Source organism: Hymenobacter glaciei, from assembly GCF_039539585.1.
In the GTDB taxonomy this organism is placed as follows: Bacteria; Bacteroidota; Bacteroidia; order Cytophagales; family Hymenobacteraceae; genus Hymenobacter; species Hymenobacter glaciei.
Window position 1 is genome coordinate 162,796 of sequence record NZ_BAABDK010000025.1, and the last position, 13,631, is coordinate 176,426.

The window sequence follows — 13,631 nt, forward strand, 5'->3', positions numbered from 1 at the left end:
TTTTAGCGTTTAGTGTTGGATGTTTCTGGGATCGTATAAAAAGCGTTCTGATCGATGATGAACCCTTTGTTATCAGCGTCGATTAACGTTCCCGTATCGTGTCTAAGATTAATAATAGCCGTAGCAAACTGCCGATAAGCCTGTAGCTGACTTAACTGCGCCGCTGTAAGACGCTCCTGGAACAGAATTAGGCTCAAAAGCGTAGTCAGACCCGATTTAAACCTAAGTTGCTCGTTGTTGAACACCTCCCGGTTATAGTTCGTGATTTCTTCCGCCTTTTCTAAGTTGGAGACACTGTTATTCAAATAGTTCAAATCGTTACCTACTTCCAGTGCGATAGTCCGTTCTATATTGTTGAGGATCACGCCCTGGTCATTCAACGTCACGTAGCTTTTAATGAGGTTCCCTTTTGCCAGGTTGTTGTTAACTGGAAATGTGAACGTCAGCTTGGCACCGGTTCCGATCGTTTTGCCCTGATTATTTGCGAACGAAGAGAGCATGTCATTTGCACCGTTTCCGGTACTTACGCTGCCGTAGGAGAAAAATCCTGTTAAGTCCAGTTGGGGCTTTACGTTGTTTTCGGCCAACTGATACTGCTGCCTTAAGGCTTCATTGCCCTGTCTAGCTGCTCTTAGATCGGCTCTTTCTTCTTTGGCTATTCTGATGAAATCCGCTTGATCTATACCCTTCTTGTATAATGACTGAGAGATAGTAGGATAATCGTTCTCAGGAATATCTAATAGCAAACTCTCTTCGCTACTCAGACCAGCTATTTTTCCTAACTGAATCTTTGCCGCGTACAACTCTTGTTCAGCAGCAATGGTTAGTCTTTCCTGGCTGGCCAAGTCTGCCTTTATCTGAATTAAGTCGCCGGCTGGCTTCTTATCGCCTTCGACCAAGTCTTTTGTTACGGACAGAACACTCCGAATTCTGGCTTCACTCTGCCTGTAGATGTCGAGACTCTTGAAAGCTGTGTAGTAATTCCAATAGGCAGTTCCTATTTGCCACAGTTCATACGAGTTGACGTACTCGTTGTTGCTCTTGGCGTTTTCTACGTATAGGACGTATGACTGTTCAAGTGCAGTGGCAATGTTCCTTCCCCGCCCCCTTACCAAAGGTTGAATTAGCGAAAAGTTGAGCGCACTTTTATTATTACCCAAGTAGGTATTTACTGGCTGATTGAAGTTGTTGAATGGGTAGTTATTATTCGTAAAACCGTAGTTCACACCAAATTCAGCTATCTGCCCATTACGAATCTTCTTTCTCACCCCTGCGGAGAAATTCAAGATATTGGTATTCAGACGGTTTTTTTCTATATAAGATCTCCTGGGATCAGCCTCCAACAGACTGTACTGATCGGCACGAAGAAGCAATTCTGAAAATGAGTTCAGGTCGAATACGCTTCGTTGAATCTGTAAGTCAGACGCTACGTTCTGCACTGCATAAGAGCTTCGTATGATATTAGGGTTTTTGCTGAATGCCCCGTAGGCTATCTGAACCAAGTCAGCTTTGATCCTCGACTGGCTGCATACGTCGGCTGCATGCACAGTCATAGCTAATATCATGATGTATCTTAAGTATGTCATTATATAAACATTTTATTTATTAGTCTCTTGGTGGCAAATAATTTATGAAGCTGTTTGGCAAGGCGGGGGATGGTCAATTTTAAGCAACAGTAGCACGACAAAGGCCAGCCAATGGAAGGGGAAGGCGAACTAGTTTTCCAGACAGGTTTCGTAGCGCACAAGCGGTGTTTTGTAGAAATAGGCGTTAATGGTAAGGGCCGTTTTACGGCCCTAATAGCCGATAGCGGCTCCGCCGTTTTTAGCCGGTGTATGGCTGCCATCGAATTGAATGCTGGACAGGTCCAGGGCGCAGCGATGCAGCAATACGCGTAACCAAATCTGTTCCCTAACTCCTAGCTTGCGCCATTCGTTGAATAATAGTACACGCTTTGCCAGCTTAAGCGCTGTGTCGGCAGCAGTTATTGCACGGGCAACCAGCGCCACTGGCAATCCGGTTTGAGTTTGTACAAGACGGCTCCGACCACTTTCTGTGGCTGGGCCATACGCCGACGACCGTGCGAGCTAAAAGGTAGATGTGTTAGAATTCAGGTCGTAATGATTCCTTTGGAAAAGACTCCCATGAAGGAGCGAGAGATCGTTGTACCTCAAATTTCGCTCTACCGTGGGAGTCTTTTATATTCTAGCGCGCCTGATCACTTCCTAAACAGCGTCTATGTTAAATTCAACAGGTTTAGTGTTTGTGGAAACGCGACCATTCGCGTGTCTACTCATCGAAACTGTCGTTCCAGCGCTCAGAGAGGCGAAGGGTCGCGTTTCCACGTTGGCGACAAGCACTAACAGCGCAAAATCACGACCTATTTTTAACATAAACTAATTAGCACCGGGTACTTAACGATCTCTACTACACGTTGTATTACTATGACGGCTCAGGCTGCTTCTGAGAACCGATGTATGATCTGGACAAACCGCGAGCCTGCTTGAGATACCCCATCCAAAACGGCAGTTTCCAACAAGTCATCTTCTTCTGGATTTCCAAATCCAAGCTGATCGGTCGTTCCTCTCAATCGATTTGACAGGAACAGAGCCAGGGCGTGGTAGAAGTTCGCTTTGAATTCGGCGTTCTCTAAAAGCCGAGAATTGATCTTATCACGGGAGATCTGGAAAATGGTAGAAGGTTTTGTGACGATTACCGATGCCGAAGGGGGACGAGATTCTAAAAAAGACATTTCGCCAACCATATCACCTGATTCCAACTGGGCGATACATTTATTGTGGCTACTATTCACATACACGGCTAATTGCCCTGAGATTACTATGTATAAGCTATCTATTGCTTCTCCTTTGGTAATAACTTGGTCACCAGAATTCAGCATCATTCTATTACCGTTTTGAAGCATCCATTCTACGTCTCTGTCATTTAACTGACCCAGGAAAAAAAGTACGCGTTTCATGATATTATCTGTTTAGTTTTAGAGAGAACTTTTGTTTCATACAAACCTACCATGCATTAAATAGGCATTCTGGCTAAAAAGACTGTCATAAACGACATTTTACGTATTTGTCTTATCTAATGAGTCGTAGAGTGATTTATAATCGGTCATAACAAAGCCGTTGCTGTTTGCACCTGTTGCTAATTTACTCCCATTCTGGGTCGACACTTTTCCTTTATCTTCCGGCTTTAGCGGAATATTAATGTATATATATGTTGGATCAGATTGATCGGTGACCTTAATTTGCTTTCCAGACGAGAATTGCTTTCCGAAGATCTGTTCTAGCGTTTCTTTAGGGTTGGCAAGTAAGGCTTGTTTGAACTGGTCATTTTCCCAAGCTTCGGAAATTATCTTGAATAGGACTTCTTGCCCTTTCTTTTGTTGTTCGGTTAGATTCATAGGGTCGCTTTTGTTTCATATGGTTGGGTTTTACAGTCAAATCAAAAATAGCTTGCTTTAAATGTGAACCCGACATCATTTTATCGTATAGAACCCACGAGTTCTTTTGGAGAAACACTGTATTGACTCGCAAACAGCTTCGTAAAGTAATGAACGTCGTTATAGCCGACTGCGTAGGCGATCTGTGGAATGGAATGTTCTACAAAATTATCAATCATCTGCTTTGCTTTGTGCAAACGCAATATGCGAATGTATTTATTAGGGGTTAAGGCCACCAGACTCAAAATTCTTCTATGCAGTTGCCTTTCGCTCACGGCCATTCTAAATGACAGTTCATACAAATTCATGAAATTATTACTTAAGTTGTCATAGACCTCTTTTTCGAGAATCATTAACCACTCCCGATCGACCTTTGTCACTTTTTGAGGAGTTACCGTATCCATACACATCTGTCTAACATTCTCGTTAGACTCATAAATTTCAAATATATCGGGACGGTTTTCATGGGTTAGACTAAGCGATCTGGCTTTATTCTTTGCCACTATTGCTTCTATGATATCACTTATCTCCTTAGTGCTTGAAAATATTATTTCTTCTATTTTTTCTTTGTTGTATTCGTCGCTGTTCCTCCCCGCAGCTGCAATGTTCTCCAAAGGAGCTTTGATGTTCCGAACGAGCTGATCTAAAAGGTTGGGAGCATCCCAGTCGATGACTAGATTTTCTGCCTGATTCATTGTTGTGACAGTTTTAGTTGTAAGTAGACTTCGTTCACCCTGTTATGACTTGCGTGGATATACTATTCCACTCTCACCAGATCTTTATTTTTATGGTAAAATTTGCTCAGCCCCTGGGCACTTATTGAGATAGGAATAGTCTCTGACCCCAAGTAATTCACCGACTTGCCAATCACCCGGGTCTCGATACCAAGGATGTTAATGATTCTCAACAGCTTACTGTCACATTCAGCGAAGGCTACACTATCTTCCTCCTTACAGATAGGTGTAACAGCGTGGACCATGAGTTTTTTGAACATAGTCTTGTCTGTATTGCTTTTGCGCGTAGCAAACCGGCCGATGTGCCAGATAGTCGGTGCCTTCTTAGCGCAGTCCAGGGTGTCAATCGGATTAATGTCGAAGATCTTTTGTAAGGGCAACTCCGCTTTGTAGTCCCACTTGGTGAGTCTTATGGAGCCCTGAATAGTACCGAATGAATCTCGGGCAATGTAAAAACTAGAGTTTTCGAGATGGTGCAACTCTTCACAGTAGATATTATGCACATCACGTTGTACTTCCACTTCTGGACATGATACGGAGTGATGGCTGAAGTTCTCCTGTACTACAAACGCTGCCAACTCACTGAGTAGTCCCAACTCCAACTGCCCTAAATAATTCTGGGTAATATTCATGTTTAGTCTATGAATTAGACCCAAATAAACCCTAGCCCACAGGGGATATAACTACACTATATTGTAGTATAGAAAAGAGGGACGAACTACTACACTTTGTAGTCGTTGTTTGAGGTGATCTAGCTGAGTGAGAAAAAATTGGGTGGTATTTTCCGTCTATGGGAAAGCCCGATAAATGCCGTAAGTATGACGCGGCCTTACGCACGGAAACCCTGCGAATGGTCGCCGAGAGCCGCTCGATCCCAGTTGCCGCTCGTGCTTTGAACCTAGACCTCAAGCTTCTCTACAAATGGCAGCGCGACGCCCATCCCGCCCTGCCTGCCGCCCCGGTCGAGGCACTCGAAGTGCGTCAGTTGCGCACTGCCAACCGGCGGCTGGCGCAAGAGTTGGAGATTTCCAGAAAAGCCATCGCCATTTTTTTGGCCAGCCCACCGACGCTTTAAGCTGCTACCCATTTATGGATCAGCAGCGTAGTATCTATCGCGTACGGCTACTGTACCAGGTATTGGAAGTGGTCCTCGCCCGCTATTACGCTAGGCGCAAACAAGCTCCCTCGCTCGCTACCAGCGCTGCGCCCGTGGTGTGGGAAGCGGCGCTGGAAAAGGCCTTTACCTGCTACCACAAGCGCTACGGCATCCGTCGCCTGCGTGTCGAATTGCGGGAAGAGGGCCACCGCGTGGGACCATCCGCAGCGGCAAGCCGGTGCTGAGCTGCCCGAATTAGTTCTGGGTCAGCGATATCACCTATTTGCCCCTGGCCTCGGGGGCGTGGGCCTACCTGTAGAGGGCCACTCAGAAAACGGAATAATAGCACGTTAAGGTCTTGAAAGGGGCCTCAGGGGCTTAAATTTTCCGGGCGCGCGTTTTGTGCGCCCCGTTTTGTGCGCCCCGAATAGTCCCCAGTCAGGTTGATGTGCTACCAACCCAGGGCGATAAGTATGGCAACAGTGCTTCGTCCAAGGGCTGGCCGTGGGCGCGCAGGGCCTGCACGGCGCGCTGCAGGTACACCGTGTTCCACAACACGATGGCGGCAATGAGCAGATTCAGGCCACTGGCCCGGTCGCGCTGCTGCTCAAATCTTCGGTCCTGGATTTCGCCCAGCCGGTGGACGAAGACGGCGCGGGCCAGCGCGTTGCGGGCTTCGCCGTTGTTTAACCCGACCTGCACGCAGCGGCGCAGCTCCACGCTTTGCAGCCAGTCCAGGATGAACAGGCTGCGTTCGATGCGGCCCAGTTCGTGCAAGGCCACAGCCAGCCCGTTCTGGCGCGAGTAGCTGCCGAGCTTGCGAAGCATGAGCGACGCTGTCAGCGTGCCCTTCTTGATGGAGGTGGCCAGGCGTAGAATTTCCTCTCAGTGGGCCAAGATGTGGCGCACGTTGAGTGTCCCACCCAGAAGGGGGTTGTAAGAACTCGTACGCCGGGGAGTTCGGCGGCACGTAGAGTTTCGTATCGCTCAGATCGCGGATGCGAGGGGCGAAGCGGCAACTCAGCAGCATCATCACAGCAAACAGGTGGTAGATGAAGCCGGCCGTGTCGGGGTAATGCTCGGTAATGCGCAGGTTGGATTCGTGGTAAAGCAACCCATCAAGCACGCAGGTCGCATCGCGCACACCGACGTTGATGACCTGGCTACTAATGGGGGCGTACTGGTCGGAAACGTGGGCATAGAATAGTTGGCCCGGCTCAGACCCGTATTTGGGATTAATGTGCCTGGTACTCTCGGCCTGTCTCCCACCCCGGAACCGCTGCCCGTCTGACGAAGAGGTCGTGCCGTCGCCCCAATGGGCTGCGAAGGGGTGGCGCAACTGCGCCTTAACAAGCTCGGCCAGAGCCAGCTACTAAGTATCATCGCGAATGTACTAGGCTTGGAGCCAGGAAAGCTTAGCGGGGATGCTGCCGGGGCAGGATTCGGCCATCTTCGTCAGGCCCAGATTGAGCCCATCGGCCAGCAAGGTCGTCAGCAACAGCGCCGTGTCTTTGGCCGGGGTCCCGGTTTTCAGGTGGGTGAAGTGGCGGCTGAACCCAGTCCACTCGTCGCCTTCGAGCAGCAGGTCCGTAATCTTGACGTGGGGCAGCAGACGGGCCACATGGTATATCAGAGCCTGGGCCGCGTCCGGCACGGCCGCACTGAGGGGTGTAATTTTCAGGCCGGCCGCGGTCAGGCTCGCGTCCGACAATCCGCCGGCTGCTGCTAGGCGGTTGACCGTTTCCAGTTGCTGGGTCAGGTGCGCAAGGCGCTGCTGTAGGTACCGCTCCCCGTTTGGTTCCACAGCCAATAGTAGTTCACCGGCTTGGAGCAGGGCGGCAAACGGTTCCGCCGGTACCAAGTACCCCTCAAAGTCCTTGAACTAGCGCGAACCCAGCACCCAAATACCACCTGAGCGCAACGCATTTTTAAGTTCGGCCAAGGCGCACAGCTCGCAGTAGCGGCGGTCCAGTCCTTCCGCGGTAAGCGCCAGCTTCTGCCAGCGCTTGCTGATGAAAGCCGTCGGTGCATCAGCCTGAAGCTTGCGCACCCCTGTCGCGTTCATCCCACGCAATACATCAAGCGCCGCCAGCAGCGGGCGGGTTGCTGGAGCAGCCCGCAAGGGTAGGGCCGCCAGAAACGCGGGAGCGTATCGGCGCAGAGTGGCGTAATGCTCCACCACGCGGGGCAGAAAGTCAAAATTGGCCGGTTGGGCCAACTGTTGCGCTTCGCCCACGCTGACGGTGAATTCCCCCCAGGATAGCACCAATTCGATGACCGCAAATGGGTCCGTACCCGTCGTACGGGCCGTCAGCAGGGCCTGACCAATGCGCCCGAACAGGCACATTGGTCAGGCCCTGCTGATTAATGGCCTTGCCCGAGGCCTGAAACTGCTGCAGGTGCTTGTTCTTGGCCGCGTTGAACACCTTGCCCACAATGCGGTCGTGCAGATCGAGCAACTAGTCCAGCACCGTGGCCGTACCTTCCAGGGCCAAGGCCACCAGCGTGGCCAGGCGACGCGCCGGCTCGAACTTGGCTAAGTCGACCGGTGTCATCTGCCCGTCCCCTCGAGCGATTTTAAGCAGCCGGTTCTGGTGGACCCGCCGCGCCAACTCCGCCGGCAGGCCCAACTGGTGCCAGGCCGCCAGGCGGGCCAAGTGTTCCAGCATCTGCCGCGAAGTGTGGGCCGCCGGTGCTTGTCGCAGCCATGCCAACCAGATTAGGGCGCTGCCCTCGCGGCGCGTGAGCAGATTTTCCAATGCTTGCCGGGTTTCCGGGGCTAGGTCGTCGGTCAGCGACTGGTAAAGCCAGCGATTAGCCAGCGATTAGCCCGCGATTAGCCCGCGTTAAAGCCTCCGCGCTGAAGCGTTCGAGTACGGCAACGGCAATGAATGCTTTGGCATCGTAAGTGCCCCATCAGGGCCTGGACCAGCACCACGCCTTTATCCGTTTGCTGGGCAACTTCGGCCAGCCACGGAACGGGGCCCCGGTAATGCGGCAAGCCAAACGTCTGGAACCCAAACGCCGCTTGCAGTTCCCGCAAATGTTTGCGCCGGGTCTGCTCACGCTGGCCATACACCGCCCATTCCGGTACCGCTAGCTTCAACTTGGTGGCCACAAAAGCGAGCACGGAGGGAGCCGGCAACTGGTCCATGCCCAGCACCACGCCTAGAATGCGCATGTAGCAGAGTTGCACGGCGAACCCCAGGGGATTGGCCGGGCCCCGGTGTTGGTGAATCAGTGACAGATAGCCTTCACTGAAGGTGTACTGCCGAATGAACTCCTCGTGGCTTTCGGGTAGCGCCAGGAGTTGCTCCCGTTCCGTTGCCGATAGAGTGGAACGACGAGATATGGGTAGTGGGAACGTGGGAAAATCGGTCGGTTAAAGGTGGTGATTCCTTTCCATTTGGCCAGAACGAGCCCAATTAGCCGCTACCCACCCGTATGCGATTGTTCAAAAGAAACAACGGTATAAACGAGCGGTAGTGAGTTAGTAAATCACTACTCACAAGACCTCAACCATTGGTTCGCCCACCCGGAAAAATATTAGGATATTAGGTAACGGCAGATTTTATTTGTGGCACCATTGGCCGTCCTTCCGTCGGCATAGTGATTTATCTTTCTCTTGTGGCGCTTCCACCGCCGCAGTAGTTCCGCTGCAGCTTCCAGCTGCCTGCGATCCTAAAGGTCGTCCTTGTTGGACTTCACAAAAGGACCGCATTGATTCGCGAGACTGTGCCCAAGCTTCTGGCACAGCATCGTTTCTGCCCTTTGCTTCTTACACCAGCGTCCACGCTGTCCCCTTACGAATCGTCCCTAGACAACTGTTGCCACTCGGCAATTCAGTTGGCTCCTTCACGCGTCCGAGGCTCTTTCAAGGCTGCTTGAGGGTATTCCATGTCCTATCCGACCGCCACCTTCCATTGGCTCTCTATGAATGCACGCTTATTCTCTTTGTATCTACTCGCGGCCGCACTATGCTTCAGCCAATTCAGTAATGGGCAATCGCAAGCGCCTTACCAGGCAGAATCGGCCACTTTAGCTGGGGGAGCTCGCGTCGGCAATTCGGCTGGGGTGTATTACGCGGAGTATATCACGCAGCGAGGCAGGGCCTTGACGCCGGGCTCCTCCGTCTCCTTCACGTCAATCTGGGTAAGCGAGTCCAAAGCCTACGCGGTGGATTTTCGCTACGCGGCCGCCCGGCCATTCGCTTCAAGCCTGAGCATTTACGTGAACGGCACGGACGTGACGCAAGCGCTATTCCCCTCCACAAATTCCTGGGCGGCCTGGGCGACCCATACCGTCCCGTTGAACCTGCGGGCCGGCTCCAATACGGTGATGCTGCGCCATGACGCAGATGACAACGGGTGGATTAACCTCGACTATATTCAAGTGAAGCCAGCGGCAATTAGCCCAGGCTATAGCCTAGGCGCCGCTCCCACAGCTGAGTGGTTGCCCCAAGAGGTTTCCGTCGACAAATTCACTAGTACGGCCCAGCTCTACGTGCCCCTGCACACGGTGCAAGCCAATGGCATTGCGGTGCCGGTGGGGTTGTCCTACGTGGCCAGCGGCGTGCGGGTCGACGACCGGGGCGGCCAAGTTGGCGTCAATTGGGGCCTGACGGGCGGGGTAAGCATTCGGCGGGAAGTGCGCGGTTATCCCGATGACACCGCTCAAACGGTGGGCACCGAAACCCGCTACGGGTGGCTGGTGTACCCCGCCAGCACAACGCCGGCAGGAAAAATCGACGCGGTGCCTAATGCGCCCTCCGCTTTTTCGGCGACTGCCTGTACGAGCAGCGAGGGGTTGGCCCACCAACAACTGACGCAACTCGGCAGTTTGGAACCGGGACTTACCAACCGCACCCTCTTCGATTCCGACCAGGGCAGCCAATTTATCAGCCAGTCCTTTGAGCAGGCCCTGCTGGCTGCCGGCTGCCAAATCAGCAACTACGGGCGCGGCCGGGCCAATGACAATGCCTTCATTGAGTGCCTATGGCGTTCCGTCACTTGGGAATGCGTTTACCTCAACCTGGCCATTGACGACCAGCACCTCTATGAGCAACTGCACGCCTACTCCACCTACTCCAATCACCAGCGCCCCCACCACGAGCTCAACGGCCAAACGCCGGCCCAGGTCTTCGCAAAAACTCTTACTTGTGTGCTCACAAACATTTACTTGATAACGGCCTCCTGAACTGTCCAGATTTTATGAAGTAATACAATATTTGATTTCACTGAATGTAACTTAAAGCAGTAAGATGAAGGACGTAAGCGCGTTTTTTAATGGTGCCAACACCATTTCTGACATCGATCAGGAAAAAGGACAGCAATTCAACTATCTGGACTGTGTAAAGGCCTTTGCAATAGCTACTTACAGTAGTATCTACGTGATAGACTACATGAAACAGGGGTTTGAGTACGTCTCCGATAACCCTTTATTCTTGTGTGGCAACACCGCGATCCAGGTGCAGGAAATGGGGTACAACTACTACTTCAAGTACGTTCCCGAGAAGGACCTGGAGCTGTTGCTGAAAATCAACACAGTAGGATTTGAGTTTTACGAGAAAATCCAGTTAGAAGACCGCGGTAATTACTCAATATCATACGACTTCCATCTAAGAAACCAAGAAGGAAAGCTAATATTAATCAATCAGAAACTGACTCCTATATTCTTCAACGACGAAGGAAAGATCTGGAAGGCATTGTGTGTCGTTTCACTTTCATCTGAGCGAACCGAAGGTAACATCAGAATTCACAAGAGTGGAGAGAACAAGGTCTACACATACGACATTCAGGAAAATGCATGGCGACCTGACCAGAAAATGAAGCTATCGGATCGGGAAACGGAAATTTTACAACTGTCCGTAAGAGGTCATACAATCAATGAAATTTCTGAAATGATTTTCGTATCTCCCGATACTGTTAAATTCCACCGGAGAAAGCTCTTTGAGAAGATGGGCGTAAACAGTATGACTGAGGCCATCTCTTATGCTGTAAACAATAACCTTAATATATTTTGGCAGGTAAAGCCCACAAAGTCATGATATATTTTACAATATATATGAACTAAAATACTTTTTCATTTCAAAGTTTGATCCAATAGTAATAGTAATAGTAGTACGAGGCTAAGGCGGCATATCATTAGGCATTTATCGCTGTTAACCGCGTGTTTTATTCAAGTGGATAGGGCATCAAAGAAGACCTGCGGAAAATAGTTGGGTTTGGGCTTGTCGGGCGGAGCCAGCTAGAGCAGGTGGGGAAACTTTGCCGGACCGCCCTTGTGATCGGATCAATCCACAAGATAGGTTGACTCCACATTTTCACATTTCCTCGCCCGTTTTTGGATGGGCTCTTAATATGTAACTAATTGACAACTTTAAGCAACCCACCTCTAACAAGCCTTTTCGCTAATTTCAATTTATTTTCGTCAGTTAAAAATGGAATATCAATAACTGAGAAAACACCTTCTTGTTGTGATATAAATTCTAATGAATTTGTAATTTGAGAAGGTCCTTTTATTGTGTTTCCTTGAAATAGAATCCTTGCTCCAGAAATATTATTAGTGACTTTAGAGGTTACACCATCTCTTTTTGAAAGACAAGAATTTAATTTGATGTGGTTTGACTTGTCTAAACTTGAAAAATGACCATCTGGTTTTGGTTGTTCTTTTGTTCTAAACTCTTCTTCTAATATATTCAAAGAACCTTCAATGTTATGTTTCTGAAAAACTTGTTGTAAAATGGCTATAAAATCTAATTCAGTATCAGCAGATAATAAATTTTTATTTTTAGATTTTAAATATCCAATAGGGAGTGCTTTGCGTAATTCTATATGCTTTTGACTTAAATTTAATAACGATTTTGCAATGAAATCAATCCATTGTGTAGAGTGAACACCAATAGTAATGTGCATTGACGACTTATCCGTGGTATAAGCTTCGTGAGGAACTCCACGTGGCATATACAGAATATCCCCTGCTCGCATTGTAATTTCTTTTGCACCCGTAAGATGCTCCCTTTGAAAAACAGGTTGAAAACTTTTTAAAAGTGGTGTTTTGAAATGAGTATCATCATACAAGATCCAATGTTTTTCTCCTGAAATTTGCAGTGCAAAAACGTCATGTGAATCATAATGGGGAGAAAGAGCTTTTTCGTTTTCGGGAGTTAGATAAAGATTTGCTACAGCATTGTGGCTCATATAATTCCTTATATTTTCCACAAGCATTTTGATTGGATCCCAAAAACGTTGAATCTCATTAACTACAATAGTATAACCGTCAGCATAAGCCGCGTAAAGTTGATTCAAATTTAAGCTCCCGTCAGGGTTTTCATAAATAGTGGGATTCATGGGTTGCTGGCTTTTGACAACCCTTAAACTATTACCTCTAGGGCGATTATATTCTAAAAGACTATCTAAGTCCTCAATCGAGAATAAGGATGAAAAAAAATCAGGATTATTTCTGTTGATATGTATAAACTGTTTCTCCCAATAATGAGCTTCAAAATCTTCGATACTGATTGGCTGAATTAAATCAGAAAACTCTTTCAGTTTACCTTGAGTTTCAGTGTTTGCTTCCATAGCCTTTTTTATTTGTTTTAAGTTCTTTTTTTTATAAAAACTATTTGACGAAAAGTAAGCTTTTCAAATTTTAGGTTAGTTATAATTGTTTAAAAAAGTCTCACAATTACATGAATATAACAAGGATCGAATTATATCTTTTTGTTTTTTATTTTCATAAAAAATAAAAAGATACTGACCGATATTAATAAAACGGAAGACCCCAATAAAAACAACTTAAATGTATCATTGTGAAACGCATAGCTAATAGGGATTAGCAAAACCCCTATTATTAGAAAAACAAATGGAGTTAGATTATTCATATTTATTAAAAAAGATTTAACAATGACTGAAAAAAAAATCTGATGACAAAATTTAATTTTATGTCATCAGATTTCTTAATCAAATAATTTAATCCAGCTGTGTACCAACCCAGATACCTGCACCTAAAATGGCACATCCAACAGCGACACCGATAAGAACTCCACCTACAACTAACTCTCCACCAGCAATCATTTCGAGTTGCTCATCTGTCAACTCTAATTCATCCATTTTTGGTTTAGCTGGGATGTTTAAGTAAATATGGTTTGAGTTTGTTTGGTCCTCAACTACTATATTTACATTTTTTTGCAATTTATTTCCAGTAAAATCTTCAATTGTTTCCGCCGGGTTGCTGATCAAACGTTCTTTGAAAAGTGTATTTTCATATGCTTTTTGCACTAAATCACTTGTCAACTTTTGACCTCTAACTTGTTGTTCTTTCGTAATCATTTTATTAGTCTTTTTAA

Annotated in this window: 15 protein-coding genes and 1 pseudogene; 4 read left to right on the forward strand and 12 right to left on the reverse strand. The window is 48.1% G+C overall.

Annotated features, from left to right (window positions below):
- Positions 1–2 precede the first annotated feature (2 nt).
- From ABD837_RS15995 to ABD837_RS16015, 5 genes are all read right to left on the reverse strand, one after another.
- Positions 3–1,565, reverse strand: coding sequence for a TolC family protein (locus tag ABD837_RS15995; RefSeq protein ID WP_345056471.1), 1,563 nt, complete (start codon positions 1,563–1,565; stop codon positions 3–5).
- A gap of 887 nt (positions 1,566–2,452) precedes the next feature.
- The gene (locus ABD837_RS16000; protein WP_345056473.1) at positions 2,453–2,977 is read right to left on the reverse strand and encodes a cyclic nucleotide-binding domain-containing protein; all 525 of its coding nucleotides are present in this window, start codon (positions 2,975–2,977) and stop codon (positions 2,453–2,455) included.
- A 99-nt stretch (positions 2,978–3,076) separates the two neighbouring features.
- Positions 3,077–3,415, reverse strand: coding sequence for a hypothetical protein (locus tag ABD837_RS16005; RefSeq protein WP_345056475.1), 339 nt, complete (start codon positions 3,413–3,415; stop codon positions 3,077–3,079).
- Between the two features lie 80 nt (positions 3,416–3,495).
- Positions 3,496–4,149 (reverse strand): helix-turn-helix transcriptional regulator, encoded by a 654-nt coding sequence (locus ABD837_RS16010; protein ID WP_345056477.1) that lies wholly within the window; start codon positions 4,147–4,149, stop codon positions 3,496–3,498.
- A gap of 62 nt (positions 4,150–4,211) precedes the next feature.
- On the reverse strand, positions 4,212–4,820 hold the full coding sequence (locus tag ABD837_RS16015) for a hypothetical protein (protein ID WP_345056479.1): 609 nt from the start codon (positions 4,818–4,820) through the stop codon (positions 4,212–4,214).
- A gap of 158 nt (positions 4,821–4,978) precedes the next feature.
- On the opposite strand from ABD837_RS16015, the gene ABD837_RS16020 reads away from it, so the two are divergent.
- Positions 4,979–5,263 carry a transposase gene (locus tag ABD837_RS16020; RefSeq protein WP_345056481.1) on the forward strand — a complete coding sequence of 95 codons (285 nt, stop codon included), beginning with the start codon at positions 4,979–4,981 and terminating at the stop codon, positions 5,261–5,263.
- A 14-nt stretch (positions 5,264–5,277) separates the two neighbouring features.
- Positions 5,278–5,529 carry a hypothetical protein gene (locus tag ABD837_RS16025; RefSeq protein WP_345056483.1) on the forward strand — a complete coding sequence of 84 codons (252 nt, stop codon included), beginning with the start codon at positions 5,278–5,280 and terminating at the stop codon, positions 5,527–5,529.
- A gap of 193 nt (positions 5,530–5,722) precedes the next feature.
- On the opposite strand, the gene ABD837_RS25025 is transcribed toward ABD837_RS16025, so the two are convergent.
- The 5 genes and pseudogenes from ABD837_RS25025 to ABD837_RS25045 all read right to left on the reverse strand — a co-directional run bounded on the left by ABD837_RS25025 (position 5,723) and on the right by ABD837_RS25045 (position 8,636).
- On the reverse strand, positions 5,723–6,112 hold the full coding sequence (locus ABD837_RS25025; RefSeq protein WP_425554352.1) for a Tn3 family transposase: 390 nt from the start codon (positions 6,110–6,112) through the stop codon (positions 5,723–5,725).
- Between the two features lie 163 nt (positions 6,113–6,275).
- Positions 6,276–7,088 (reverse strand): annotated as a pseudogene (locus tag ABD837_RS25030) (Tn3 family transposase); the annotation flags it as partial.
- A 78-nt stretch (positions 7,089–7,166) separates the two neighbouring features.
- Positions 7,167–7,631 (reverse strand): hypothetical protein, encoded by a 465-nt coding sequence (locus ABD837_RS25035; RefSeq protein WP_425554353.1) that lies wholly within the window; start codon positions 7,629–7,631, stop codon positions 7,167–7,169.
- A 112-nt stretch (positions 7,632–7,743) separates the two neighbouring features.
- Positions 7,744–8,043, reverse strand: a complete 300-nt coding sequence (locus ABD837_RS25040; RefSeq protein ID WP_425554354.1) for a hypothetical protein — start codon at positions 8,041–8,043, stop codon at positions 7,744–7,746.
- A gap of 77 nt (positions 8,044–8,120) precedes the next feature.
- A complete protein-coding gene (locus ABD837_RS25045) occupies positions 8,121–8,636 on the reverse strand; it encodes a DUF4158 domain-containing protein (RefSeq protein WP_425554356.1) in 516 nt (171 codons plus the stop codon).
- Between the two features lie 581 nt (positions 8,637–9,217).
- On the opposite strand from ABD837_RS25045, the gene ABD837_RS16035 reads away from it, so the two are divergent.
- Both ABD837_RS16035 and ABD837_RS16040 read left to right on the forward strand, forming a co-directional pair.
- Positions 9,218–10,480 (forward strand): carbohydrate-binding protein, encoded by a 1,263-nt coding sequence (locus ABD837_RS16035; protein WP_345056484.1) that lies wholly within the window; start codon positions 9,218–9,220, stop codon positions 10,478–10,480.
- 64 nt (positions 10,481–10,544) lie between these two features.
- Complete coding sequence (locus ABD837_RS16040; RefSeq protein WP_345056485.1) at positions 10,545–11,330, forward strand: response regulator transcription factor; 786 nt, start codon at positions 10,545–10,547, stop codon at positions 11,328–11,330.
- A 319-nt stretch (positions 11,331–11,649) separates the two neighbouring features.
- Here the strand turns inward: ABD837_RS16040 and ABD837_RS16045 are convergent, their stop codons facing one another.
- Positions 11,650–12,864, reverse strand: coding sequence for a cupin domain-containing protein (locus ABD837_RS16045; RefSeq protein WP_345056486.1), 1,215 nt, complete (start codon positions 12,862–12,864; stop codon positions 11,650–11,652).
- 390 nt (positions 12,865–13,254) lie between these two features.
- A complete protein-coding gene (locus tag ABD837_RS16050; protein ID WP_345056488.1) occupies positions 13,255–13,614 on the reverse strand; it encodes an NHLP leader peptide family RiPP precursor in 360 nt (119 codons plus the stop codon).
- Positions 13,615–13,631 lie beyond the last annotated feature (17 nt).